At 61.0% G+C, this 24049-nt stretch carries 21 protein-coding genes; 7 read left to right on the top strand and 14 right to left on the bottom strand.

Going from position 1 to position 24049, the window contains the following annotated elements:
• Positions 1–41: 41 nt before the first annotated feature.
• Both AAGW23_RS12560 and AAGW23_RS12555 read left to right on the top strand, forming a co-directional pair.
• Entirely contained in the window at positions 42–1229 is a 1188-nt protein-coding gene (locus tag AAGW23_RS12560; protein WP_342406817.1) for an acetyl-CoA C-acyltransferase family protein, read from the top strand.
• 125 nt (positions 1230–1354) lie between these two features.
• Positions 1355–2263 carry a chemotaxis protein CheV gene (locus AAGW23_RS12555; protein WP_102836382.1) on the top strand — a complete coding sequence of 303 codons (909 nt, stop codon included), beginning with the start codon at positions 1355–1357 and terminating at the stop codon, positions 2261–2263.
• Positions 2264–2400: 137 nt separating this feature from the next.
• Here AAGW23_RS12555 and AAGW23_RS12550 read toward each other — a convergent pair whose 3' ends face one another.
• The gene (locus tag AAGW23_RS12550; RefSeq protein WP_342406816.1) at positions 2401–3522 is read right to left on the bottom strand and encodes an SMP-30/gluconolactonase/LRE family protein; all 1122 of its coding nucleotides are present in this window, start codon (positions 3520–3522) and stop codon (positions 2401–2403) included.
• Positions 3523–3742: 220 nt separating this feature from the next.
• On the opposite strand from AAGW23_RS12550, the gene AAGW23_RS12545 reads away from it, so the two are divergent.
• Complete coding sequence (locus AAGW23_RS12545; RefSeq protein ID WP_342406815.1) at positions 3743–6106, top strand: DNA polymerase II; 2364 nt, start codon at positions 3743–3745, stop codon at positions 6104–6106.
• Positions 6107–6114: 8 nt separating this feature from the next.
• On the opposite strand, the gene AAGW23_RS12540 is transcribed toward AAGW23_RS12545, so the two are convergent.
• On the bottom strand, positions 6115–7128 hold the full coding sequence (locus AAGW23_RS12540; RefSeq protein ID WP_342406814.1) for a sodium:calcium antiporter: 1014 nt from the start codon (positions 7126–7128) through the stop codon (positions 6115–6117).
• Between the two features lie 270 nt (positions 7129–7398).
• Between AAGW23_RS12540 and AAGW23_RS12535 the strand changes: the two genes are divergently transcribed.
• Positions 7399–7605, top strand: coding sequence for a DUF3079 domain-containing protein (locus tag AAGW23_RS12535; RefSeq protein WP_342406813.1), 207 nt, complete (start codon positions 7399–7401; stop codon positions 7603–7605).
• A 21-nt stretch (positions 7606–7626) separates the two neighbouring features.
• Here the strand turns inward: AAGW23_RS12535 and AAGW23_RS12530 are convergent, their stop codons facing one another.
• From AAGW23_RS12530 to AAGW23_RS12500, 7 genes are all read right to left on the bottom strand, one after another.
• Complete coding sequence (locus AAGW23_RS12530; RefSeq protein WP_425540829.1) at positions 7627–9582, bottom strand: response regulator; 1956 nt, start codon at positions 9580–9582, stop codon at positions 7627–7629.
• A complete protein-coding gene (locus tag AAGW23_RS12525; RefSeq protein ID WP_342406812.1) occupies positions 9575–10429 on the bottom strand; it encodes a sensor histidine kinase in 855 nt (284 codons plus the stop codon). The genes AAGW23_RS12530 and AAGW23_RS12525 overlap by 8 nt, the downstream gene beginning before the upstream one ends.
• A complete protein-coding gene (locus tag AAGW23_RS12520; protein ID WP_342406929.1) occupies positions 10422–11426 on the bottom strand; it encodes an ATP-binding protein in 1005 nt (334 codons plus the stop codon). The genes AAGW23_RS12525 and AAGW23_RS12520 overlap by 8 nt, the downstream gene beginning before the upstream one ends.
• Positions 11423–11827 carry an anti-sigma regulatory factor gene (locus AAGW23_RS12515; protein WP_342406811.1) on the bottom strand — a complete coding sequence of 135 codons (405 nt, stop codon included), beginning with the start codon at positions 11825–11827 and terminating at the stop codon, positions 11423–11425. Before AAGW23_RS12515 ends, AAGW23_RS12520 begins: the two co-directional genes overlap by 4 nt.
• Entirely contained in the window at positions 11824–12186 is a 363-nt protein-coding gene (locus AAGW23_RS12510) for an STAS domain-containing protein (RefSeq protein ID WP_342406810.1), read from the bottom strand. Before AAGW23_RS12510 ends, AAGW23_RS12515 begins: the two co-directional genes overlap by 4 nt.
• The gene (locus tag AAGW23_RS12505) at positions 12186–13037 is read right to left on the bottom strand and encodes an STAS domain-containing protein (RefSeq protein ID WP_342406809.1); all 852 of its coding nucleotides are present in this window, start codon (positions 13035–13037) and stop codon (positions 12186–12188) included. Before AAGW23_RS12505 ends, AAGW23_RS12510 begins: the two co-directional genes overlap by 1 nt.
• A gap of 719 nt (positions 13038–13756) precedes the next feature.
• Complete coding sequence (locus AAGW23_RS12500) at positions 13757–14434, bottom strand: TIGR04211 family SH3 domain-containing protein (RefSeq protein WP_425540828.1); 678 nt, start codon at positions 14432–14434, stop codon at positions 13757–13759.
• A gap of 416 nt (positions 14435–14850) precedes the next feature.
• On the opposite strand from AAGW23_RS12500, the gene AAGW23_RS12495 reads away from it, so the two are divergent.
• Complete coding sequence (locus AAGW23_RS12495; RefSeq protein ID WP_342406808.1) at positions 14851–15096, top strand: hypothetical protein; 246 nt, start codon at positions 14851–14853, stop codon at positions 15094–15096.
• Positions 15097–15105: 9 nt separating this feature from the next.
• Here the strand turns inward: AAGW23_RS12495 and AAGW23_RS12490 are convergent, their stop codons facing one another.
• The 4 genes from AAGW23_RS12490 to nirB form a co-directional block, all read right to left on the bottom strand.
• Positions 15106–16827, bottom strand: a complete 1722-nt coding sequence (locus AAGW23_RS12490; RefSeq protein WP_342406807.1) for a bifunctional protein-serine/threonine kinase/phosphatase — start codon at positions 16825–16827, stop codon at positions 15106–15108.
• 40 nt (positions 16828–16867) lie between these two features.
• Positions 16868–17683 carry a formate/nitrite transporter family protein gene (locus AAGW23_RS12485; RefSeq protein ID WP_342406806.1) on the bottom strand — a complete coding sequence of 272 codons (816 nt, stop codon included), beginning with the start codon at positions 17681–17683 and terminating at the stop codon, positions 16868–16870.
• A gap of 78 nt (positions 17684–17761) precedes the next feature.
• Positions 17762–18139 carry a nitrite reductase small subunit NirD gene (nirD, locus tag AAGW23_RS12480; RefSeq protein ID WP_342406805.1) on the bottom strand — a complete coding sequence of 126 codons (378 nt, stop codon included), beginning with the start codon at positions 18137–18139 and terminating at the stop codon, positions 17762–17764.
• The gene (gene nirB, locus AAGW23_RS12475) at positions 18139–20712 is read right to left on the bottom strand and encodes a nitrite reductase large subunit NirB (RefSeq protein WP_342406804.1); all 2574 of its coding nucleotides are present in this window, start codon (positions 20710–20712) and stop codon (positions 18139–18141) included. The genes nirD and nirB overlap by 1 nt, the downstream gene beginning before the upstream one ends.
• Before the next feature lie 775 nt (positions 20713–21487).
• Here nirB and AAGW23_RS12470 point away from each other — a divergent pair.
• The gene (locus tag AAGW23_RS12470; RefSeq protein ID WP_342406803.1) at positions 21488–22828 is read left to right on the top strand and encodes an esterase-like activity of phytase family protein; all 1341 of its coding nucleotides are present in this window, start codon (positions 21488–21490) and stop codon (positions 22826–22828) included.
• Here AAGW23_RS12470 and AAGW23_RS12465 read toward each other — a convergent pair.
• Positions 22809–23195 (bottom strand): hypothetical protein, encoded by a 387-nt coding sequence (locus tag AAGW23_RS12465; RefSeq protein WP_342406802.1) that lies wholly within the window; start codon positions 23193–23195, stop codon positions 22809–22811. The two genes, AAGW23_RS12470 and AAGW23_RS12465, sit on opposite strands and share 20 nt — an antisense overlap.
• 74 nt (positions 23196–23269) lie before the next feature.
• On the opposite strand from AAGW23_RS12465, the gene AAGW23_RS12460 reads away from it, so the two are divergent.
• The gene (locus AAGW23_RS12460) at positions 23270–24046 is read left to right on the top strand and encodes a transporter substrate-binding domain-containing protein (RefSeq protein ID WP_342406801.1); all 777 of its coding nucleotides are present in this window, start codon (positions 23270–23272) and stop codon (positions 24044–24046) included.
• The last annotated feature ends 3 nt before the right edge of the window (positions 24047–24049 follow it).

Raw genomic sequence — 24049 nt, 5'->3', positions numbered from 1 at the left:
GTCCCCCGGCATGCCCCGAACCTTGCAGCAGAGAGCAACCCATGGCTGAACGTGAAATCGTGATTGTCGGTGCAGTGCGCACGCCGATTGGCTCCTTTGGCGGTGCGCTAAAAGAAGTCGACCTGATCACCCTCGCGACCACCGCCTGTCGCGGTGCGCTTGAGCGTTCCGGCACGCCAGCGGACGCCGTTGGTCACGTGGTGATGGGCAATGTGATCCCCACTGAACCACGGGACGGCTACCTGGCGCGGGTCGCTGCGGTGGATGCCGGTATCCCGTTGGAAACCCCAGCGTTCAACGTTAACCGCCTGTGCGGCTCGGGCTTGCAAGCGGTTATTTCGGCGGCTCAGTCAATCCTGCTGGGTGACACCGATGTGGCCATTGGCGGCGGCGCGGAAAGCATGAGCCGCGGCCCGTTCATCCTGCCGAACCTGCGCTGGGGCGCGCGCCTTGGTGACAGTCAGGCAATCGACTACATGAACAACCTGTTGCACGATCCTTGGGGCAAGTTCCATATGGGCGTCACCGCCGAAAACGTGGCCGAGCGTTATGGCATCAACCGCGCACAGCAGGATGCGCTGGCCCTGGAAAGTCAGCAGCGCGCCGTGCGTGCAATCGAAAGTGGCCGCTTTCGCGAGCAGATCGTTCCGGTGGAAGTCACCACCCGAAAAGGCAGTGTGCTGTTCGATACCGACGAGCACCCGCGCGCGGACCTGACCGCCGAGCGCCTCGCGGCGTTGAAGCCGATCTTCAAGAAAGATAACGGCAGCGTGACGGCCGGTAACGCCTCCGGCCTCAATGATGGTGCTGCTGCGCTGGTGCTGGCTGAAGCCGGACGGGCGCGAGCGCTGGGGCTCAAGCCCATGGCTAGGCTGGTTGGGTATGCCCATGCGGGCGTGGCCCCGGCGTACATGGGCATCGGCCCGGTGCCCGCCGTGCGCAAGGTGCTGGAGCGCACCGGAATCAGCCTCGATCAGATTGACGTGATCGAAGCCAACGAAGCCTTCGCTGCCCAGGCCTGCGCGGTCATGCAGGAGCTGGGCATGGACCCGGCGCGGGTCAATCCTAACGGTTCGGGTATTTCCCTCGGTCATCCGGTGGGCGCGACCGGCTCGATCATCACGGTCAAGGCGATCCATGAACTGCAGCGCGTTCAGGGCCGCTACGCGCTGGTGACCATGTGTATCGGTGGCGGGCAGGGTATCGCGGCGGTCTTCGAGCGCTGCTGAATCCGGCGGCGCGGCGGCAACTCGTCTGGCCCGCGCCGATTCCATTGAAGATTTGCGCGCAGCAGCCGACAAGGCTCTAGCGAGGTGACCACTCGGCACGAGACCGGCTTTCCACAGGACCATCCATGAACAACGCATCCGCTACCGACGCCTTATCGCTTCTGCTGTTCACGCTGCGCAGTGGCAAGCAGATGGCGATCAACCTGTTGAAGGTCAGCGAAATCATTCCGACGCCGTCGCTGACGCGGCTGCCCGAGTCGCATCCCCATGTCCGCGGCGTCGCTACGCTGCGCGGACAGCCGTTGTCGGTGATCGACCTCAGCCTGGCGATCGGCATGGCGCCGTTGCAGGACCCCAAAGGGGGCTGCCTGATCGTCACCGAGATCAGCCGTTCCAAACAGGGCTTGCATGTCCAGGCGGTGGTCAAGATCGTGCATATCCAGACGTCGAAAATCCTCCCACCGCCCTATGGCGCACGCGCCAGCTCGTTCATTACCGGAACGGCGGAAGTGGATGGTGAGCTGATCCAGATCCTCGACGTGGAAAAGGTCATTCACAACATCGCCCCTGTGCCCGGTGAGGCCGACATTTCTCATCTGGATGACCAGGATGCGCAACTGCTCACCGAAACCCGTGCCTTGATCGTTGATGACAGCCAAGTGGCCATCCACATGTCGGTGTCCGCGCTGACCAAGATGGGCATCACCTGCCATGCGGTGCGAAGTGCCCGTGAAGCGTTCGAAACACTCGATAGTCTCAAGGGCGGCTACGAGGCGATCAATTGCGTGGTGTCGGACATCGAGATGCCCGAAATGGATGGCTATTCCTTCACCCAGGCACTGCGCAAGCACCCGGACTACGCTTCGATCTATGTGCTGCTGCATACCTCGCTGGACAGCACCATCAGCACCGACAAAGCCAAGGCTGCTGGTGCCAACGACATCCTGACCAAGTTTTCACCACCCGAAATGACCAAGTGCATGCTGCGCGCGGCCCGGGTGATTCACCTCGGCGAGGATGCGTCGGTCGCTTGAGCGATTGGAGCGTTCGGGTCGCGCCAACCTGTTGGAGAGAGCTTGCTCGCGAATGCTGTGAGCCTGGGGTGGCAGTGCTTCACGAAAGAGCTCGCTGCGAAGGGAAGCTGGGCTTGGAGGAAAGGACCGGAGCCTGGTCAGCTGCCGTACTTGCCGAAGCTCGCATCACGCGTGTTGACATAGAGCGCATACAGCGAATGGCTGCCCGCCATGAACAGGCGGTTGCCTTTGGCGCCGCCGAAGCACAGATTGGCACAGCGTTCCGGCAACCGGATCTTGCCGATCGCCTTGCCCGCCGGGTTGAAAATCATCACGCCATCTAGGTCGGCGGTCACGGCTTCCGGCGCGCCTGAGCTGCCCCAGCCACACCACAGATTGCCGTCCTCGTCGCATTTGATGCCGTCCAGTGCGCCATAGGCCGAGGCTTCGATGTGCTTGCGGCGTTCGCCAAGAGTGTTGTCATCCTTGACCGGGTAGGCCCAGACCAGTCGGTTCGGTTTGGCGCGCCCTTCCACAACATAGAGCGTCTTCTGATCAGGAGAGAAGCACAGCCCATTAGGCCCGGATATTGAATCGATTACGCGGGTCACGGCGCCGGTTTCACCGTCGATACGGTAAACGGCATCCGACAGCTCAGTCTGAACCTTGTGGCCCTCGTAATAGTTGCCGGTCTGGAAAGGCGGGTCGGTAAACCAGATCGAGCCGTCGCCGCGAACTGCCAGGTCATTGGGCGAGTTGAAGCGCTTGCCGTCGAACTGGTCAGCCAGCACAGTGATGCTGCCGTCGGGTTCGGTGCGGGTCACACGACGGCCCAGATCATTGGTGGTCGAACCTTCGCACGTCAGCAACCGGCCCTGAAGGTCGCGCGCGAGGCCGTTGGAATGGTTGGATGGCTGGCGGAACACATCGAAGGAGCCGGTGATTTCATCCCAACGCATGATGCGGTTTTCCGGAATATCGCTGACCAGCAGATAGCGCCCGTCGCCGACCCAGACCGGGCCCTCTGCCCAGCGCATGCCTGTGGCGAGACGTTCGACGCTGGCGTTGAACAACCGGTACTTGGCAAAACTCTCGTCGAGGATTTCAACCAGCTCGTCCGGGTAACGCTGGGTCAGCGGTTCAGCCGCGGCAAGCCTGGGAAAGCCGAGGCTGCCCATCGACGCAACGCCGGCTGAGAACAGCAGCGAGCTTTTCAAAAAAGAGCGCCTGTCGTTTTCTGGCTTGTCGCTGGTCAGTGGCGTGTTGAAGTTGATCGTCATGAGGGTTTTATCCATTGTTATTGTTTATCTAGTTGTCGTACAACCGCGATGAGTATTGTCAGCGTTTTCGCCATTGTCAAAGCGAATTAGGGCTGGAATGGTGATCCTTCAACTTACTCAATCGTCATGTTGTCCGATAACTGTCATTGTCATCCAGCGACGCCACCGCGGCCTTAGCCACGTAGAATGACCGCCACAGCAATAAGTGGGGCGGCGAACGGTGGATCTGCAGCAAGGGTTTGTGCTCACTCGGCACTGGCGCGATACCGCGGCGGGTACCGAGGTCGAGTTCTGGTTGGCGACCGATGCCGGTCCACGTCGCTTGCGCGTGCCGTATCAACCCTCTGTCGCCTTCATTCCGGCAGCTCAGCAACGCAAGGTTGAAATGCTGCTCAAGGGTGAGCGTGACGTTGAGCTGCGGCCCTTGAATCTGATCGATTTCCGCCACCGTCCGGTCGTCGGGCTGTATTGCAAGCAGCACCGTCAGTTGATGCACCTGGACAAGCGGCTGCGGGACGCGGGACTGGATGTTTACGAAGGCGACATTCGCCCACCAGAGCGTTACCTGATGGAGCGCTTTATCACCGCCCCGGTCAGCTATACCGGACAGCCGAACGAAGAGGGCGTGTGGGTCGAAGCACAGATCAAGCCAGCGCCGAGCTATCGACCGCAACTCAGGCTGGTCTCGCTGGACATCGAAACCACCATGCGTGGCGAGCTGTTTTCCATAGGGCTGGAAGGCTGCGGAGAGCGCCAGGTCTATATGCTCGGGCCCGCTAACGGCAATGCCGATACCGTGGATTTTCAGCTGGAATACTGTGACAGCCGCCAACAGCTGATTGAACGACTGAACGACTGGATGGCGCTGCACGACCCGGACGCCATCATTGGCTGGAATCTGGTGCAGTTCGACCTGCGGGTGCTGCGTGATCAGGCCCAGCGCTATCAGGTGCCGCTGCGCTTGGGGCGCGGCGGGGAAGAGATGGTCTGGCGTGAGCACGGCAGCCGAGGCAACCATTTTTTTGCTGCAGCGGCGGGCCGGCTGATCATCGATGGCATCGAAGCCCTGCGCTCGGCCACCTGGAGTTTTCCTTCGTTCAGCCTGGAGAATGTCGCGCAAACGCTGCTCGGAGAAGGCAAAGCCATCGACACGCCCTATCAGCGGATGGATGAAATCAACCGCATGTTCGCCGAAGACAAGCCGGCGCTGGCGCGGTACAACCTCAAGGATTGCGAGCTGGTCACGCGGATCTTCCACAAGACCGAACTGCTGACCTTCCTGCTTGAGCGCGCCACTGTCACAGGGCTGCCAGCCGACCGCAGCGGAGGTTCAGTGGCAGCGTTCGAGCACCTTTACATCCCATTGATGCATCGACAGGGCTTCGTCGCGCCCAACCCCGGTGAGCGACCACCAGAGGCCAGCCCCGGCGGCTTCGTGATGAATTCGCAGCCGGGCCTGTACGAATCGGTGCTGGTGCTGGACTACAAAAGCCTCTACCCCTCGATCATCCGCACCTTTCTGATCGATCCGGTGGGACTGGTCGAAGGCATGCGCCAACCGGACGACAGCGACTCGGTGCCTGGCTTTCGTGGTGCCCGTTTCTCGCGTACGCGGCATTGCCTGCCGGCGATTGTCGAGCGTGTCTGGGAAGGGCGCGAGTCGGCCAAGCGCGAGGGCAACAAACCGCTGTCGCAGGCGCTGAAAATCATCATGAATGCTTTCTACGGCGTGCTCGGCTCAAGCGGCTGTCGGTTTTTCGATTCGCGGCTGGCCTCGTCGATAACCTTGCGCGGCCACGAGATCATGCGCCGCACCCGCGAGCTGATCGAGGCAGAGGGGTACAGTGTGATCTACGGTGATACCGACTCCACCTTCGTCTGGCTCAAGCGCGCCCATGATGACGATGACGCGGCGCGTATCGGCAAGCAACTGGTACAGCGCATCAATGATTGGTGGAGCCAGCATTTGCAGCAAACGTTCGGGTTGATCAGCGCGCTGGAACTGCAATACGAAACACACTTCAAGCGCTTCCTGATGCCGACCATCCGAGGCGCGGAGGAGGGCAGCAAAAAGCGCTATGCAGGGCTGGTGACGCGGCCTGATGGCAGTGACGGCCTGGTGTTCAAAGGGCTGGAAACGGTGCGGACCGACTGGTCGCCGCTGGCTCAGCAGTTTCAGCAGGAGTTGTATCGGCGCATCTTCAGTCGCGAGCCCTATCAGGAGTACGTGCGCAGCTACGTTCAGCGCACCCTGACGGGGAAGCTGGACGAGCTGCTGATCTTTCGCAAGCGCTTACGTCGGCGCCTGGATGACTACGAGCGCAACGTCCCGCCACACGTGCGGGCGGCGCGTATTGCCGACGACTACAACCTGCAAAACGGTCGCCAGCGGCAGTACCAGAACGGCGGCTGGATCAGCTACCTGATCACTGTGGCTGGGCCGGAGCCGCTCGAAGTGCGGCGTGCCCCCATCGACTATGACCATTACGTGAGTCGTCAACTGCAGCCTGTGGCCGATGCCATCCTGCCCTTCGTGAATGACAGCTTCAACGCACTGATCGACGAGCAGCTCGGCTTGTTCTGAAGCCGCTATCAGCCGAGCTGGCTTTTGGCGAGGACCATGGCGACGCCGGCGAAATACAGGCCGATCAGCGTGACGCTTTCGAAGCCGATCTTGCCCAGTCCGTGCTTCTCGCGGCGTAGCAGGCCCATGAGCAACACGCCGGTCATCAGTATCGACAGGGCCACCCATAGCAGCACGCTGTTGGAAATATGGTGGTAGATAGAGCCGTCTCGATAGGCGATATCCGAGGCCGCGACAAACAAGGTATCGAAGGCGTTGCCGCCGATGATGCCACCTACGGCCAGGGTCAATGCACCGCGCCTGACCGCCGCGACCGAGGTGACCAGCTCCGGCAGCGACGTCACGACAGCCGTCAGGAGAACGCCGACCACGGCCTCGCTGAGCCAGGTTCGCGTTGCGATCTCACTGGCCGCTGCCTCCAGTACCCAGCCGCTGATGCCCAGTATTGCAGCCATGATCACGAAGCGAACCCAGAGTGACGTCAGCGAGCGATCCGTCGATTCTTCATCCGGCGTGTCCTCGCGGGTCTCGCGGGTACGCGCTGGAAACCACATGGCTTCGTTCTGGCCTTTCGCAATCACGCGCAGGCCATACAAGTAGCCGAGCAGCAGCAGTGGGGTAACCGGGTGAATAGCCCAGACGGTGACATCAGGAGAAAAGCAGCCGACAAGGATCAGCGACAGCAGGCACAACACCAGCGTGCCTTGCATGAGATTGCCGATCGAAGCCGCTGCGTGCTCTAGGTTGACCCGCCGCAAGGCGAGGTCGGCGACCGTGAGGAACAGCGTCTGTACCGCGATGCCGCCCAGCGCGTTACTCATTGCCAGCTCGGGGCGGCCTTCCCAGGCGGCGGTGACCGACAGAACGATCCCTGACAACGAGGTCGCCATTCCCAGCAGGATGGCGCCGGCCATCGCTTCGCCCATGCCGGTGCGGTCAGCGAGCTCATCGACGACCCGTGTGAGGCGGGTGCCCACGATGCCAATCACCACCGCGCAGACCAATAAAAGGCCTACGCTCATCGACAATCCCATTGTCTGAAGTTCTGGCAAAACGGGCCCTCTGGCGTAATCGCATCGTTGCGGTAATGACTCAGTAGAGCTACCCACACGGCCAGGGTTCAGCTCGCAAGACCGTAAAGACACTCAGACTGGTACAGAGGGGCCGCGTTTGGACGCTGCCAAACCCTTACCTATCTGCTGGAAATGACCATCTTTGAGCCTGATCAAGTTCAGCCAACGACGGTCTGGTTAGCCTGAATGCTTCTTTCCGCGCAAACCTGGAAGTCTGTGGTGGCCAAGAAATTTCCGCTCAATCCGCCGCATCCCGAGCGCATCTGCTGGGGGTGTGATCGCTATTGCCCAGCCGACTCGCTGGCCTGCGGCAATGGTGCTGGCAGAACTCAGCATCCGGCTGAAATGATGGGGGACGACTGGTACGAATACGGTGACTGGGGAGACTTGATCGCGATCGACAAGGGTCAGAAAAGAAAGGGGTAGTGCAGCTGGGTTTTCGCTTGGTCAGTCAGCCGGCGAAGTTGCCGACCGATCGAGCATGTGGCGCACTTTGTCGAGCAGCTCGCCGATCTGGAATGGCTTGATCACCATATCCATGCCTGCGGCGAGAAAGCGATCGCGGCGAACGGCGTTTTCAGCGTAACCGGTCATGAACAGCACCGGTAACGCAGGGCGGTGGATTCGCGCTGCGTCAGCCAGATCCCGCCCTGACATTTGTGGAAGCCCAACGTCGGTCAAAAGCAGGTCGACGGTGGCATCATCCCGCAGGACTGACAACGCCGTGGCGACATCGCCGGCTTCACTGCAGCGGTAGCCGGCCTCGCACAGCATCTCGGTCACCAGCATGCGGACTGCCGGCATGTCCTCGACGATGAGCACGTGCTCCCCATTGCCTTGCGACAAGTCTTTGACCAACGCGGTTGTCGCTTGCGCAGCAATGGCAGCCGGCAACACCAGAGAAACTTGCGTACCCTCGCCAGCAACGCTGCTTAGTCTGGCTTCGCCCCCGGACTGCCGGGCAAAACCGTAAATCGAGGACAATCCCAAACCGGTGCCTTGGCCCAGCGGTTTCGTCGTGAAGAAGGGATCGAACACCTTGCCCAGCACATCGGGCGCAATGCCGATGCCATCATCCTCCACCGTGAGCACGACATAGCTTCCGTCAGCCAGGTCCGCATCGCCCTCACACTGCAGCGCTGCGGTGCGGATGGTGATGTTGCCGCCGCGGGGCAGGGCATCGCGCGCATTGATGACCAGATTGAGGATGGCGCTTTCGAGCTGGTTGGCATCGACCTGTGCCACCGCACCTTGCTCGGACAGCTCCAGATTCAGCGATATGTGCTCGCCAATGGTTCGCTGCAAAAGCTCCTCGAGCGAGCGGACCTGATCGTTGAGGTCGGCGGGGCGCGCATCAAGCGGTTGCTGGCGGGCGAAAGCCAACAGCCGGTTGGTCATCGAGGCGGCACTGCGAGCCGAATTTAGCGCTGTATCGGCAAAACGCAGGACGGCATCGGTGCGGCCTTCGTGCACGCGCTTCTTGAGCAGCTCAATGCCGGTAATGATGCCGGTCAGCAGGTTGTTAAAGTCGTGCGCAATGCCGCCGGTCAACTTGCCCAGCGCGTCCATTTTCTGCGCCTGCATCAGCTGCCCTTCAGTGCGCACACGCTCGGCGACCTCGCGGGCAAGCTCGTTGGTGGCGTTGTCGAGTTGCTGCCGTTGCGAGCGCTCGCGTTGACGCTGTTCGGTAATATCTTCGATAACGACCAGCCCCAGCTCGGAGGCCCGGTATGGCGAAACCTGCCACTTGGTTTCAAGCCGCTCCCCAGCAACCTGCATGAACAGCGTGTCGTGCCAGCGGGCACCACTGGCCAGGCTCGCCCGCAGTGTCAGCAGCTTAGCGTCCTGTCCCCCGGCAAGGCTTGCCGTAAGCGCCGATGGTTCCGGCTGGTCACCTAGCAGCAAGGACAGCGCTCGGTTGCTCTCGTGGATCTGCAGGTTCGGGTCGATCACCGCGATGGGGGCCGCCACCTGGGAAAAGATTTCACGAAAGCGAGCCTCGCTTTCGTGCAGCGCATGCTCGGTATCGCGCACCCGCAACAGCGTACGCAGTGTCGCCAGAAGCACGTCCGGATCGACAGGGTGGATGAGGTAGGCGTCGGCCCCTGCGTCCAGGCCGGTAATGATGTCGCCGGTCTGGATTGAGGCTGCGGAAACGTGAATGACCGGCAGCAGCTGCGTGCGGTCATCGGTTCGCAGCTGCCGCACGATGTCGAAGCCGCTCATGTCCGGTAGATTTACGTCGAGAATCAGTGCGTCGAGACCCCCTGCGGCGATCAGCCCCAGGCCTTCGGTGCCCGTTCCGGCCTCGAGCACGATGTAACCGTGCCGCTCCAGTACGCGACGTATGGCATAGCGCGTAGCGGCATTGTCATCGACGATCAGCAGCCGGCTATTATCCATCAGCGCGCTCCGTGGAAATCGCCACGGGGATGACTACATAGAAAGTTGATCCCACCCCCGGCTTACTGTCGACGCCCACGCGCCCTCCCAGCAGTTCGGCGAAACGTTTGCACAGCGACAGCCCGAGACCGGTGCCGCGCAGGCGCTTCTGCAGCGGCGTATCGATCTGCACAAAGTCTTCGAACAAGTTACCGTGCATGTCCTCCGGAATGCCGATGCCTGTGTCCGTCACGGCGAAGCGAACTTCGCTGTCACCTTCGGCGCAGGCGGAAATGCGCACCTCACCGTTTTGGGTGAACTTGAGGGCATTGGAAATGAAGTTGCGCATAATCTGCGCGAGCTTCTTATCGTCAGTGTAAAGCCGCGGCATGTCCTGCGGCTCTTCAAAAATCAGATCCACCGCGTTGGCATCGACGATCGGGCGAAACATTCCGCGCAAGGCGGCGAACAGGTCCAGCATGTCGAACCAGGCGGGCGATATGGTGATGCGGCCAGCTTCGATCTTTGCCAAGTCGAGCAAGTCATCGACCATGTCGCTGAGTTCGCCTGCAGCACCGCTGATGAACAAGACCTGCTTGTGCTGTTCGGGGCTTAGCGGACCGTCCAGCTCATCGCTGAGCAGGCGGGTAATGCTGCGAATAGAGCCCAGAGGCGTTCGGAATTCATGGCTCATGTACGAGAGAAAACGGCTTTTCAGATCCGATGCCTGTCGCAGCTGCTCGGCCTGGGTATCGAGCTCGGCATATAGCGCGAGGACGCCTTGGTTGGTTTCCTCGAGTTCGGCACGTAGCAGGTCGTTTTCGCTGCGCAGCTGTTCGATGAGGTCGTTCGTGTTCGAGTCAGTCAACGATTGCCTCCAGTGCAATCACCATAACGGTCACGTCATCGCGCCCACGACAGAAGTCGCGGTGCAACAGCGCTGCAATAATGGCCGGGTGTCTATGCGTGAGGCCGGGGTAGTCACGCAGATCCCAGCGCGACTGTAGTCCATCGCTGTACATGACCAGCAGGTGTCTGGACTCGACGGGGTAATCGAAGGCGACAACCTTGCGGAACTGGGAGCCTACGATGCCAGGATGAGATGCCATGCCGCGACTCTTTTCAGCAGTCAGCAGACACGCCCCGATGTTACCGATTCCGGCGAAACGCACCTTGCCAGCGTCATGCAAGGCGATCGCCGCTGCGCCACCTCGCGTCCCGTTCATCGCCTGGTGCATGTCGAGCATGCTGCTCGTCGGGTCGGCGAACGGGGCCTCGGCAAAGGCGGCAGCACCTGCCAGACCGGCCGCCTCAGCATCTTCGCCATGTCCGATACCGTCGATGACCAACGCGCTGAGGCGCGAGCCATCGACAGCCAGATGCCAAACGTCGCCGCAGGCCGCATCATTCTTCAGTGAATGCTGACTGACCCCGAACCGAAGGGGCAGAGCCGAGACGTGGCGAGGGTACAGCTGCGCCAGGACCACCGAACCTCTGCTGTCGGAATAAACATCGAACAGCTGCGCCTGACGCTTCAACGCACCGAGACCAGTCCCCTGCGTGCCGCCAGTGGAGAAACCATCGGTCAGGCATTCGGTGGGGTTGAATCCGGGGCCACGGTCGATGGCGATTAGTTCGAGGCCGTGTCCGCCTTGCGCCGGTATCGCACGCAAGTGCAGAGCACCATGGTGTGCATGTTTGAGCAGATTGGTTGCCAGCTCTGTCGCAACAAGCGCCACGCGTCCGGCATCGGTCTCATCGAAGTCACACTCGACGGCCAAAAATTGTGCAACGCGCCGCGCGTGGCCGACCTGACTTTCGTCTTCAATCGGCAGAACGGTGGTCATCGAGCCCTGAATGTTCATGACCATTTGGTAATGCTGATGCGTGTGCCGATGCCGGGTGTACTGTCGAGCTCGAAGTCGTCGACCAAACGCTTGGCGCCGGTCAGCCCCAGGCCTAGGCCGCCGCCAGAGGTCCATCCATCGGTCAAGGCCAATTTGATATCGGCAATCCCGGGACCCTGATCACGAAAGGTCAGCCGAATGCCGGTACGCGGGCCTTCGTCGAGGATCTCCCAGTCCATGTCGCCGCCGCCACCGTACACGACGGTGTTACGGGCCAACTCGCTGACGGCAGTAACCAGCTTGGTCTGGTCAATCAAGCGCATGCCGCAGTCCTGCGCCAGCTTACGGGCTGCCTGGCGGGCCATCACCACGTCCTGTTCGATCCGTACCGGTGTGCTGCCGCTGCCGCGCACGGTCATTTAGCGGCCATCCGTTTATGCAGCAGCTGCATGCCTTTCTCGACATTGAGTGCCGTGCTGACGCCTTGCAGCGTCAGGCCCAGCTCGACCAGCGTGATCGCCACCGCCGGTTGCATGCCGACCACCACGGTTTCGGCGTCCATGATGCTGGACAGACCCGAAATCGAGCTGATCATGCGGCCAATGAAAGAGTCGACCATGTCCAGCGCCGAGATGTCGATCAGCACCGCTTTGGCGGACGTCGCACTGATGCGCTCGGCCAGATCGTCCTGCAACGTCATTGCCAGTTGGTCATGCATATCGACCTGAATGGTCACGAGCAGGAACTCGCCCATCCGGAGTATTGGGATGCGCTCCATTACAGGACCTTAGTGACGGTCAGCCCGGAGCGACGCAGCGCTAGCGCCAGCGCATCGGCCAGGGTGGCTTTGGTGACGATACCCTGAAGGTCAAGCCCCAGGTGCACGATGGTCTGTGCAATCTGTGGGCGTACGCCGCTGATGATCGCATCGGCACCCATCAGGCGAATTGCCGTGACGGTTTTCAGCAGGTGCTGCGCGACCAGTGTGTCGACGGTTGGTACGCCGGTGATGTCGATGATGGCGATTTCCGAACCGGTATCGACGATGCGCTGCAGCAGCGACTCCATTACGACTTGCGTGCGTTGCGAGTCAAGGGTGCCGATCATCGGCAACGCGAGGACACCGTCCCACAGCTTGACCACAGGCGTGGAGAGCTCGAGCAGTTCTTCCTGCTGGCGCTTGATGACCGCCTCGCGGGACTTCTGGAAGGTGCGCACCGTGTGCAGGCCCAGCTCATCGATCAGCTCGGACAGCGCCCATAGCTGTTCGGCCAGCATTGCCGGCGAATCGGCATATTCGGCCTGCATCATTGGCATCAAAGGGCGTTTGAACGAGAAGATGAAACCGGCGGTTTGCTGTGAGTCGAATCCCAGCAATACGCGGCTGTGCGACAGCTGTTCGAGGAACTGGCGCATGTCTTCCCAGTTTGTCCTGCGCAGATCGGTGGCCTCGAGCTGGCCAGCGCCCTCGATCAGTAAACGGATGAACTCGGCCGTTTGTTGGCGAAGCTCTTCGATCTTGACGTTGCGGTACAGGCCACTGGCTTCCAGTTCGCGGGTCCAGCTATCAAGCAGCTCATGCTTTTTTGCGGCGATTACGTTGAAAGTGCGTTGTTGCAATGAGGCCATTGGGGCGGGTCCTTAGGGGAGGTGCAGCGATTGTCGGGTTTGATCCGAATCACTGACAGGCGTTCCGGTTGAGCAGCATCTCTTATGCCCGATACGCAGCCAGACAGCACGGATTTTTTAGCAAGCTGCTGTCGAGCGGAGCGGTTCGCGAAATGACCGACCACGCTCAACGAGGAAGTAGGGGGGCTGCATGCGCATTTCGGCACGCACGTCTTGACCTTCGCACATTGCAAAGTGCGCGTATTTGGCCTCAAGTCTTCTGTTTGATCAAGTTCGTGCTCGTCAACGTGACGGTCGGTCGAGGCGGCTGCTTAAGCTGCCGGGTTACCGATGCAGTTCATTGGCATGCTGGCGTTCCGTCTGCCGCTTCCTATGCCGATGACTTCGGTTCCGGTTTTAGCCGGCTCTATCTCAAGCGTTTCACGGCCAACAAGTTGAAAGTCAACTCTTCATTCGTCAAGAAGATGAGCGCTGGCAACGAAATTCGGGGATTATCGAGATTGTCTAAGCGCTGGGCTTGTAAGTGGTGGCGGAATACGTGGGAACGGCCGCGCGGCAGGTGTTTCTCACCAACCTTGATGGCGAAACGCTGCAGGGTTTTCCGCTGGGCCGACCGAGGGCGCCGGAGCAGCGGATGCGGCGTGCCGCTCAGGCGCGGCCTGGACCTTCATTTAGTTCGTCCGATCCGAACCGAGCTGAACACAGCTCGGTTCAGGTCTTCAGAACCAGCGGTCGTTGCGCTTGCGGCCACGGGTCATGGCTGGGAGGATCAGGCCGACCAGCAGCCCCGCACCGGCGATGCTGCCGCCATACACCATGTAGCGCATCAGCACCTGATTGTTTTCGTCGCCTAATCGCGCCTGGGCGTCACGCAATTCCGATTCGGTGGCTGTGAGGGCTTCGTCCAGGGCCAGGCGGCGTGCTTCCAGCTCATCTATTAGCGCTTTGCGCGAATCCAGAGTCTCCTGCATTCCCTTGACGCGGGTTTTCCACGAGTCGTCAATGGTTTTCAGCTCTTCGCTGAGTTCGGCGACTTGTTGCTCAAGCTGCGGCAAGCGCTCGGCCTGACCCGGAACCTCCTGCAGATCGCTACTGCGGATCCACACCCGGTCGCCATTTTCGCCGCGGACCTGGCTGTAGTCGCCGCTGGTTTCCAGCAGCTCGACTTTCTGGCCGGACGTGAGACTGCCGACAATACGGTAGCCGTCGGTTGGGCCGCTGCGCACGTAGGTGGTGAGCGTGTCGCTGACCCAGCGATCATTGGCCGCCTCCTGGGCTTGGGTTGGCGCGGTGACGGCTAGCAGCGTACCGAGCAGACCCGTGTTGAAAGCGCGGCGCTGAGCACCGGACCAGGACATTCGGGACAAGAGTGCAATGAGATGACGAGATAGGGACATGGGATAGTGTTCGCGCTGGCAAAAATGGAGGCCCCGGTGAACGGGCCGAAACATAAGCGGAATTCCGGGCTGACGAAGTACGCCAGTTGCGTGTTTCGATGAGTCGAACAGCAGGCGTTCCGGAAGTGCCGATCGTAAGTGGGAGGATGTTTTCTCCCAGAATGGAGCCATTGGCCCCTGTGGTTCTGCAGACAGGACTGACAGCGGGAAGCCCCTGGGGTTCATTAAATTTTCACGGATATGTGCAGGCGGCGTGTCCAGCATCGCTATATGGCAGGTCCTAGCCAGGGCGGATGACATCCCTTGCCGCTAGAGCACTTCGACTGTCTGAGCGCGGATCAACATATGTTCCTGGCGAATTTGCTGGCGCTGCTGAACTCCAACGGATAACCGCATCAGCTGCAGGTAATCCCAAAATGGAATCGCCCATCACATCGGTATCTCTCTTGCAGAAAGCGCAGGACATCACGTCGCGCTGGGCCGACGGCGAGCTGGGTGCTGAGGAGGCGCAGCATGCGCTCAAATTGGTCTTTGACCACTGGCAGCAGCGCGGCGAGAACTGTGAGGAGCTGGTAACGCAGCTGCGCTGGAATCTCGACCCTTCGAAAGACGGCATCACCGATCCAGCACTCAATGTCTATGCGCCGCAACGCCCGGATTGATGCCGCTGTTCAACGAGCCAGCAGCACGATCACGGCGATCATCAGCAGCAACGACATGCCTTTCCAGAACAGCACCGGGTTGCGCTCCAGAAGCGGCGCGCGCGCCTTGTTCAGAAAAGCCTGATTTGGCTGGCGCAGCTCGAAGACGAACTCGGACAGATCCTCGTAGCGCTTGTACGGGTCCGGATGCAACGCCTTGCGCAGCACGTCATCGATCCAAGCCGGTACGCCGCGGTCGTGCTCGCGGATCGGTTGATAGCTGAGTTTGTTCTGTGCGGCGCGGGTGCGGCAGCTGGCAACTTGGGTGCCGTAGGGTAGGGCGCCGGTCAGCATCTGGTAGGTGATCACCGCCAGTGAAAACAGGTCGGAGCGGGGGCTGCCGCTCTCGCCGAGGAAGTATTCCGGCGCGGTGTACTGGGCTGTACCCAGCAACTCGTTGCGCTCGATGGGCGTCGCCACTTCCATGATGCCGGCCACGCGTGTGGAACCGAAGTCGATGATTTTCACCGTGCCGGTGGCGTCGATCATGATGTTGGCCGGGCGCAGATCCTGATGCAGCATTTCCAGCCGGTGAAAGGCACGAACCCCCTTGGCAATCTGCTCGACGATGCCGCGCACCGTTTCCAGGTCGGGGCTCGGATTGTCGATCATCCATTGCGCCAGCGTCTGGCCTTCGATGTATTCACTCACGCTGTAGAGGTAGCTGCGCTTGCGCGTCTGCAGGCACGGCTTGGCTACGTGTGCACTATTAATGCGTCGTGCCACCCAGTCCTCCGTGAGAAAACGTTCCAGGTACTGCACGTCCCGCCGCAGGTCCATCGAGGGCGTCTTGATGATGACCGTTGCGTGGCTTTCATCATCGGTGGCGAGGTACACATGGCTGCGGCTGCTGGCGTGCACTTCTCTCACGATGGTGTAGCCGTCGAACGCGGCTCGCGCCTCGAGAATGGGCGGGAAGGGCAGCTCCGTCAGCTGTTGCAAGAGTTCGTCGGCAGCCTGCAACGGCAGCGTGTCAATACGCAGGATTTGCACCGTCAGGTTGTCGTCGCTGCCCTGTTCCAGCGCTTGGGCGACGATGGCCCGTGCGGCTGCGTCCAGATCATCCGCGTAGTGAGCGATGGCGCCGAGCATCGACGGCGCGCTGACGTACTCGTACACGCCATCGGTGGCGAGGATAAAGGTGTCGCCCACGTCGACCGGTTCGGCGCGGTAGTCCAGGTCCAGCTGCGGGTGAATGCCCAGCGCTCGGCTCAAGTAGCTCTTGTCTTCCGAGACCCACATGCGGTGGTCATTGGTCAGCTGCTCGAGCGTAGCGCCCTGTACGCGGTAGATGCGTGAATCGCCCGCATGAAAGAGATGCGCGGTGGTCGACTTGATGACCATGGCGCTGAAGGTACAGACGTAGCCACGATCCGGATCGAAGCGATAGGGGCTCTGTTGCCCCTGTGAGTGCAGCCAGGAATTGGTTGCCATCAGCACTCGTTGCGCCGAGGTTTTCACTGACCAGGCGTCGGACGTGCAGTAGTAGTCAGCGAAAAAGCCGCTGACCGCTGACTCGCTGGCAATGTGGCTGACGGCGCTGCTGCTGATGCCATCAGCCAGGGCGATGGCGATGCCCTTGCTGCTCAGTTGAGGTTCCTTGGGAATGTAGACGCCGTGGAAATCCTGATTGGTTTCCTTGATGCCCTTGTCGGTGTGTTGGCCCACCGAAACCTTGAGTTGACTGCTCATTAGATGCAGTGAACCCCGGCTGCCCGGGGTTCACAACCGATCAGCGAACCAGGGCGCGCTTCGGTGCAGTCCGCACGTGAGTGGTGTAGAGGGTCAGACCGGTGAAGGCCAGACCGCCGACCAGGTTGCCCAGAGCCGTCGGGATTTCGTTCCACACCATGTAATCCATGATCGAGAAGTTGCCGCCCATGATCATCGCCGAAGGGAACAGGAACATGTTCACTACCGAGTGCTCGAAGCCCATGAAGAAGAACAGCATGATCGGCATCCACATGGCAATGACCTTGCCGCTGACCGAGGTGGAAATCATTGCGCCGACCACGCCCATGGAGACCATCCAGTTGCACAGCATCCCGCGCAGGAAGATGGTGAACCAGCCAGCGGCACCGAACTCGGCGTAACCCAGCGTACGCGCCTCACCCACATGGGAGATCTTTTCGCCGACCGGGCCCGGGTCGGTGGAGAAACCCATGGTGAAGACAAAGGCCATCATGAAGGCCACCGTCAGCGCTCCGCCGAAGTTACCCAGAAACACCAGGCCCCAGTTGCGCAGCACGCCGTTGACGGTCACGCCCGGGCGCTTGTCCAGCAACGCGAGCGGGGCGAGGACGAAGACGCCGGTGAGCAGGTCGAAGCCCATCAGGTAAAGCATGACGAAACCGACCGGGAACAGCATGGCGCCCACCAGCGGCGAGCCGGTCTGCACGGTAATGGTCACGGCGAATACCGCAGCCAGCGCCAGGATGGCACCGGCCATGAAGGCACGGATCAGCGTGTCGCGGGTGGACATGAAGATCTTGGATTCACCGGCGTCAACCATCTTGGTGACGAATTCAGAAGGGACGATGTAGGACATTTTTAAGGTCTCTGGTTGTGTTGGCAAAGCAGGTCATCCTGCTGTTGGCGTATCGCTACTCGTTGTGCCGGGCCGCGGTCAGACCGCAGCTATCTCCACGGCATCGCCGTTGAGGCGCGCTGGCCACACCTGCAATTGCTGTTCCGGGTATTCCAGACAGCTCCCATCGGCCAGGCGGAAGTGCTGCTTGTACAGGGGCGAAGCAATCACCAGGTCACCTTTGAGTTGCCCCAGGATGCCGCGACCGATGACATTGGCGCCCGATTTCGGGTCCTTGTTCGAGATGGCGAAGATCTGTTCGCCAGCCTCGGTATCGGGGAGGTGGAACAGCGCCACCTGTTCACCCTCGAGCCAGGCGACCACCCCTGAATTGGCCACCAGATCGCGGCGGCTGCACAGGGCTCGCCAACTGGCGGATTGAGCGGAATCAATACGTACGGCGTTGGGCTGGCTCATCAGAGCACCTCCTCGGTGACGGGAATCAGGTGAAGTTCGTGTGCATGTACCGGCCGGCGCTGGCCGCGCTCCCTGACGAAGTGCACGTCCGGGTCGCCGCGCTGATCGTTGATAAAGGTGCGGAAGCGCTTGAGCTTTTCCGGGTCCTTGATGGCATTCGCCCACTCGCACTCGTAGCGGTCGACCACCTGCTGCATCTGCGCTTCCAGTTCGGCGGCGAGGTTCAGGCTGTCGTCAATGACCACTTCTTTGAGGTAGTCCAGGCCGCCTTCCAGCGACTCGCGCCACACCGAGGTGCGTTGCAGCTTGTCTGCGGTGCGGATGTAGAACATCAGGAAACGGTCGATGTAGCGCACCAGGGTTTCGTCATCGAGATCGGTGGCGAACAGTTCGGCGTGGCGCGGGCGCATGCCGCCGTTGCCTGCGACATACAGGTTCCAGCCGTTCTCGGTGGCAATGACGCCGATGTCCTTGCTCTGCGCCTCAGCGCATTCGCGGGTGCAACCGGAAACGCCAAACTTGATCTTGTGCGGCGAGCGCAGGCCCTTGTAGCGGTCCTCCAGACGCAGCGCCATGCCGACGCTGTCCTGCACGCCGTAGCGGCACCAGGTGCTGCCGACACAGGACTTCACTGTGCGTAGCGACTTGCCGTAGGCGTGTCCGGTTTCGAAGCCTGCTTCGATCAGCTCGCCCCAGATGTCCGGCAGTTCGTGCAGCTGCGCGCCGAACAGGTCGATGCGCTGGCCACCGGTAATCTTGGTGTAAAGGTCATATTTCTTGGCAACTGCCCCGAGGGCGATCAGCTTGTCCGGGGTTATTTCGCCACCGGCGATGCGCGGCACCACCGAGTAGGTGCCGTTCTTTTGCATGTTCGCCATGAAGGTGTCGTTGGTGTCCTGCAGCGGAATCAGCCCTGGGTCAGTGATCGGCTGGTTCCAGCAAGAGGCGAGAATCGAGCCAACGGCCGGCTTGCAGATGTCGCAACCGGTGTGGCCGCGGCCGTGTTTGGCGAGCAGCTCGTTGAAACTGATGATGCCTTCGACGCGCACGATCCCGTATAGCGCCTGGCGGGTGTGGGCGAAATGCTCGCACAGGCTCTTGTCGACTTCGACGCCGCGTGCGGTCAGCTCGTGCTCGAAGACTTGCTTGAGCAGCGCGCTGCAACCCCCGCAGCCGGTGCCGGCCTTGGTCGCGGCCTTCAGCTCGCCGAGGTCGGTAATGCCAGCGTCGACTTGGCAGCACACCGCGCCCTTGGTGACGTTGTGGCATGAGCAAAGAGTGGCCGTGTCGGGGAGCGCGTCCGCGCCCAGTGTGGGCGCCCCATCGGACAGCGGCAGTATCAGGCTGGACGGGTCTGCCGGCAGCTTGATGCCGTTCTGTGCGTATTGCAGCAGGGTGTCGTAGTAGCTGTTGTCGCCGATCAGTACGGCACCGATGACGCGCTTGCCGTCTTCGGACAGCACCAAACGCCGGTAGCTGGCATTGGCTTCATCGATGAAGCGGTAGCTCTTGGCGCCAGGCGAGGCGGCATGGGCATCGCCGATGGAGCCGACATCGACGCCGAGCAGCTTGAGCTTGGTCGACATGTCCGCGCCGCTGAACGGCTGGTGCGGTTCGCCGCAGAGCAGGGCGGCGAGGTTACGCGCCATGGTGTAGCCGGGCGCGACCAGGCCGAAGACCATGCCATTCCAGGACGCACACTCACCGATGGCGAAGATCGAGGGATCGCTGGTGCGGTAGTCGCTGTCGATCATCACGCCGCCGCGCGGCGCGATGTCCAATTCGGCGCTGCGGCCCAGCGCATCCTGCGGGCGGATGCCGGCAGAGAAAACGATCAGGTCGGTTTCCAGATACTCACGTCTACCATCAGCACCGTCCTGGAAGTTCATCCGGTAGGCGTATTCCTCGCCGACGATGATTTCCTGAGTGGCGCGGGACAGGTGCACGCCGACGCCCAGCGCCTCGATGCGGGCCTTGAGTGCCTTGCCACCTTCTTCATCGAGCTGCACCGGCATCAGGCGCGGGGCGAACTCGACCACATGGGCTTCGAGGCCGAGCGACTTGAGCGCGTTGGCCGCTTCCAGGCCGAGCAGCCCGCCACCAACCACGACGCCGCGCTTGGCATTGCTGGCCGCAGCACGGATTGCATCCAGATCATCAAGGGTGCGGTAAACCAGGCGCGAGTTGCCTTCGGCGCCCGGAATCGGCGGTACGAACGGGTAGGAGCCGGTCGCCAGGATCAGTTTGTCGTACGCCTGGCGGCCTTCGCTTGTGACCACTTCCTTGCGCTCGCGGTCGATCTCCAGCACCTGCAAGCCGAGGTGCATGTGCACGCCGTGAGTGGCGTAGTAGTCGGCTTCACACATGGCCAGGGAGTCGGCATCGCGCCCCCCGAAGTACTCGGAGAGATGAACACGGTCATAGGCGCGCTGGCGTTCTTCGCCATACACATGAATCTGGTACTGGCCCAGCGCGCCGCGCTCGACCAGTTGCTCGACGCAGTGGTGGCCCACCATCCCGTTGCCGATGACGACCAGCGTTTCACTTTTGAGCGGGGTGACGATTGCGTTCATGACCGGTTCCTCCGTCGACACCGCGTGCGTGTCGTCGTACAAAAACAAAAAAGGCGCCTGGAGCTGTCGAGCAGCTCCAGGCGCCTTTGCCTGGAAATTAAGTGTTGTGGAGGTGATATTCGAGCGACGTTGCCCGCTGCACCCGTCCCGTGCCGTTTACGGCTGAGGGTCTACGCTGACCTCGGGATGCGCTGCCGAATCAATCGGCAGGCGTTACATAGGCCATAGCAGGTTGCGTGCCATTCCTGCCTGATCACCGTTGGAAGGTCAGAACCCTTGAGCAGGCGGGCCGTTGAGACGTGTGGTTAACGTCGCTGTCACCGGGCAGCAGAGTTCTCATGGGGCGTCGGGATGAGCTGCAATGGTGCGGCAGTCTTTAGTGGTCCCCATTTGAGGGCACTATCAAGCCGTTGCGGTGACCTTCGGTCCAGGTTATGCGCCTGTAATTGCCTCGGTTCATCAGCGGTTCGGCTCCAGGCGCGAAATTAGATGATCTCGTTGCGCTGCGGGCCTGGCTCTGCTGATGCCTCGAGATTTCGCGCGGCTGTAAATGACACACCCGGGTCGCTGCCTAGTGCGCCGCGGCGATAGGACAGGCTGGGTTGATGTTGCGTGACTAACGGTCCGTGGTTTTTTCGGGTACTGCCAACCGTATGGCTATTTTTCAGCTATAGCCATATTCCTGACACAGTGACTTTCTAAGGTGGTTCTCCGGTGCCAGAGTGCCGAGCATGTCGCGCGGCGCCGGGCTCCGACCGGATGGAGACACTGCCCCATGCGAATCCCGAAGCCGCTGGTCGTGGCGCTTGTCGCTGCGATTTCCGCCCCCGCCATGGCCGCCAGCAATACCCTGGTGGGTTGGGCCATGATGCCTGCCGATACCTTCTCCGATGGCCCGACGTCGGGTCAGATGGCTAGCGCCAATCCCTACGGGACCTTCGCGCCGCCGTATGCAGACCGCCAGCCGGTCCAGGGTTTCTCCGCCGTGCTGCCAGGCGCCGATCAAAACAGCTTCATATTCATGACCGACAACGGCTTCGGCGGTCAGACGAACTCCGCAGACACCGTGTTGCGGCTCTATAGCGTGCGGCCTGATTTCCGCACGGCGAGCGGCGGCAGCGGCAAGGTCAGCGCCAGCGACTATCTCAGCGGTGCACCACTGGCTCGCTTCAACCATCCTTCGCGTCTGACGCTCAACGACATCAACCAGAAGCTCGCGCTGCCGATCCAGGCAGATTATCGTTTCTATTACAACGACGGCTCCAAACCACACGTGGACAGTGCCATCGAGTTCGGTCGCCTGCTGACAGGCGCCGACCTGGACGTCGAGTCGGTGCGTCGCGACAAGCATTGCGCCATGTGGTTTGGCGATGAGTTCGGACCTTATCTGGTCAAGACCGATGCGTCCGGCACCGTCATGCGCAGTGCAATTTCACTGCCCGGCGTTTACGCGCCGCAGCACAAGGACGTGGTGGCGGGGCACGCGACGGCGAACCTGGCGGGGTCGGGAGGCTTCGAAGGCATGGCGATCAACCCGCGTGGTGATCGGCTGTATGCGCTGTTGGAGAAGACCGTCACCGGCGACCCTGCCGGAACATTGCGTATCAACGAGTTCGACATCGATCGCGAGCGTTACACCGGAAACCTGTTCTTGTATCGACTGCAGGCGCCCGAGCACGCCATCGGCGACATGACAGCCATTGACGAGACCCGCTTTCTGGTCATCGAGCGCAACGGCGCCACGGCCACCAGCGGCACGCCGTTCAAGAAGATCTACATGATCGACATCCGCGGTGTCGCCAGTGGCGGCACCGTGCGCAAAACCGAGGTGGTCGACCTGATGCAGCTGGCCGACCCGGACGACCTCAACGGCGATGGCCAGCGTTCGTTCAGCTTTCCCTACGTGACCATCGAGAGTGTGCTGCCGCTGGATTCGCACACCTTGCTGGTGGCCAACGACAACAATTTCCCTTACGGCGGTGGGCGGGAGCTCAATGCGGATGTCACCGAATTCCTGAAAATTCGCGTGGCCACTCCCATCCCCGGCGTCCGTCCGCCGCATCTGCAGCAGGCCAGGGACGCGCGTCGCTGTGAAATCACGGCGGGGCTGCGCTGAAATTCCTGTTGTTGAGGCGTTGATGCCGGGAAGTGGTGCTGTGCTGATGATCGGAGCCGTGGCAAGCCCACAGGATCATCAGCACGCCACCGCTTCCAACGACGACCGGGTGGTGGTTCGCTCGCGCGATTGACTCGCGTTCCAGACATGGGGGGTGTGCATCGCCTGGATTGTCTGCTCGAACACTGCGCGTGTCCGGACAACAAAATGCACCAGCTTTGCGCAAACAGCGGATGCCAAGCGGGTGAAACATTGGCAATTGGGCGGACGGCGGGTGTTTCGCTATGCACCAAACTGGGCAAAATCCGCCCTCAATTGGATCAAATAATTCATTAAAAATAATATTTGAAATATTTAATTCGCTCACTTAGCCTGATTCCAGTCGCATCGATCCAGTGGGGCGACTTTCCTCTCATCGAACGAAAGAACGGACGGGCAGATATGAAAGCGAAGCTACTGGCGGGAATAGCTATGACCATGGCGGCCTCCACGCCATCCTGGGCGGCGGACTGGACCGTGGGTGCCAACGTCGGCAACGTTCCCTGGGAGTTCCAGGACGCCAAGGGCGAGATCGTTGGCTTCGAGGTGGACTTGGTGAATGAGATCGCCAAGCGCGCCGGCAAGAGCGTCGAATTCGTCAATGTGCCGTTCAACGGCTTGTTCAGCGCCGTGCAATCGGGGCGCGTGGATATCGCGATCTCCTCGATCACCATTACCCCTAAACGCCTGGAATCGGTTGGTTTCGCTCAGCCTTACTACGACAGCGATCAGTCCCTTACGGTGCTGGCTGCGTCGAAAATAGAAGGGCTCGATGGGATGTCGGACAAGGTGGTTGGCGTTGACACCGGTTCCACTGGCGATATGTGGGCAGAGAAGCATAGGGACGAGCACGGTTTTGCCAAGATTTCACGCTATGAGGGCCTTTCCCCGGCGATGCTGGATCTGGGCTCGGGCCGTATCGACGGCTACATCAGCGACATCCCGGCGGTGCTTTATTACATCAAAGACAAGCCGCAATTCAGCGTGGTCAGCCGCATCCCGACTGGCGAGCGGTATTCGATGATGCATGCCAAGGGGTGGGACAAGGCCGAGGAGGTCAACAGCATCATCTCGACGCTGAAGAAGGAAGGCGTGGTGGGTGAACTGCACAGCAAATGGTTTGGCGCTAATGCGGCTGAAGGCTCCTCGACATTGACCGTGGCTGACGTCCCGCACTAACGC

Source organism: Stutzerimonas chloritidismutans (assembly GCF_038562055.1).
Classification (GTDB): Bacteria; Pseudomonadota; Gammaproteobacteria; order Pseudomonadales; family Pseudomonadaceae; genus Stutzerimonas; species Stutzerimonas chloritidismutans_A.
This window is presented reverse-complemented; position numbering and strand designations above follow the sequence as displayed.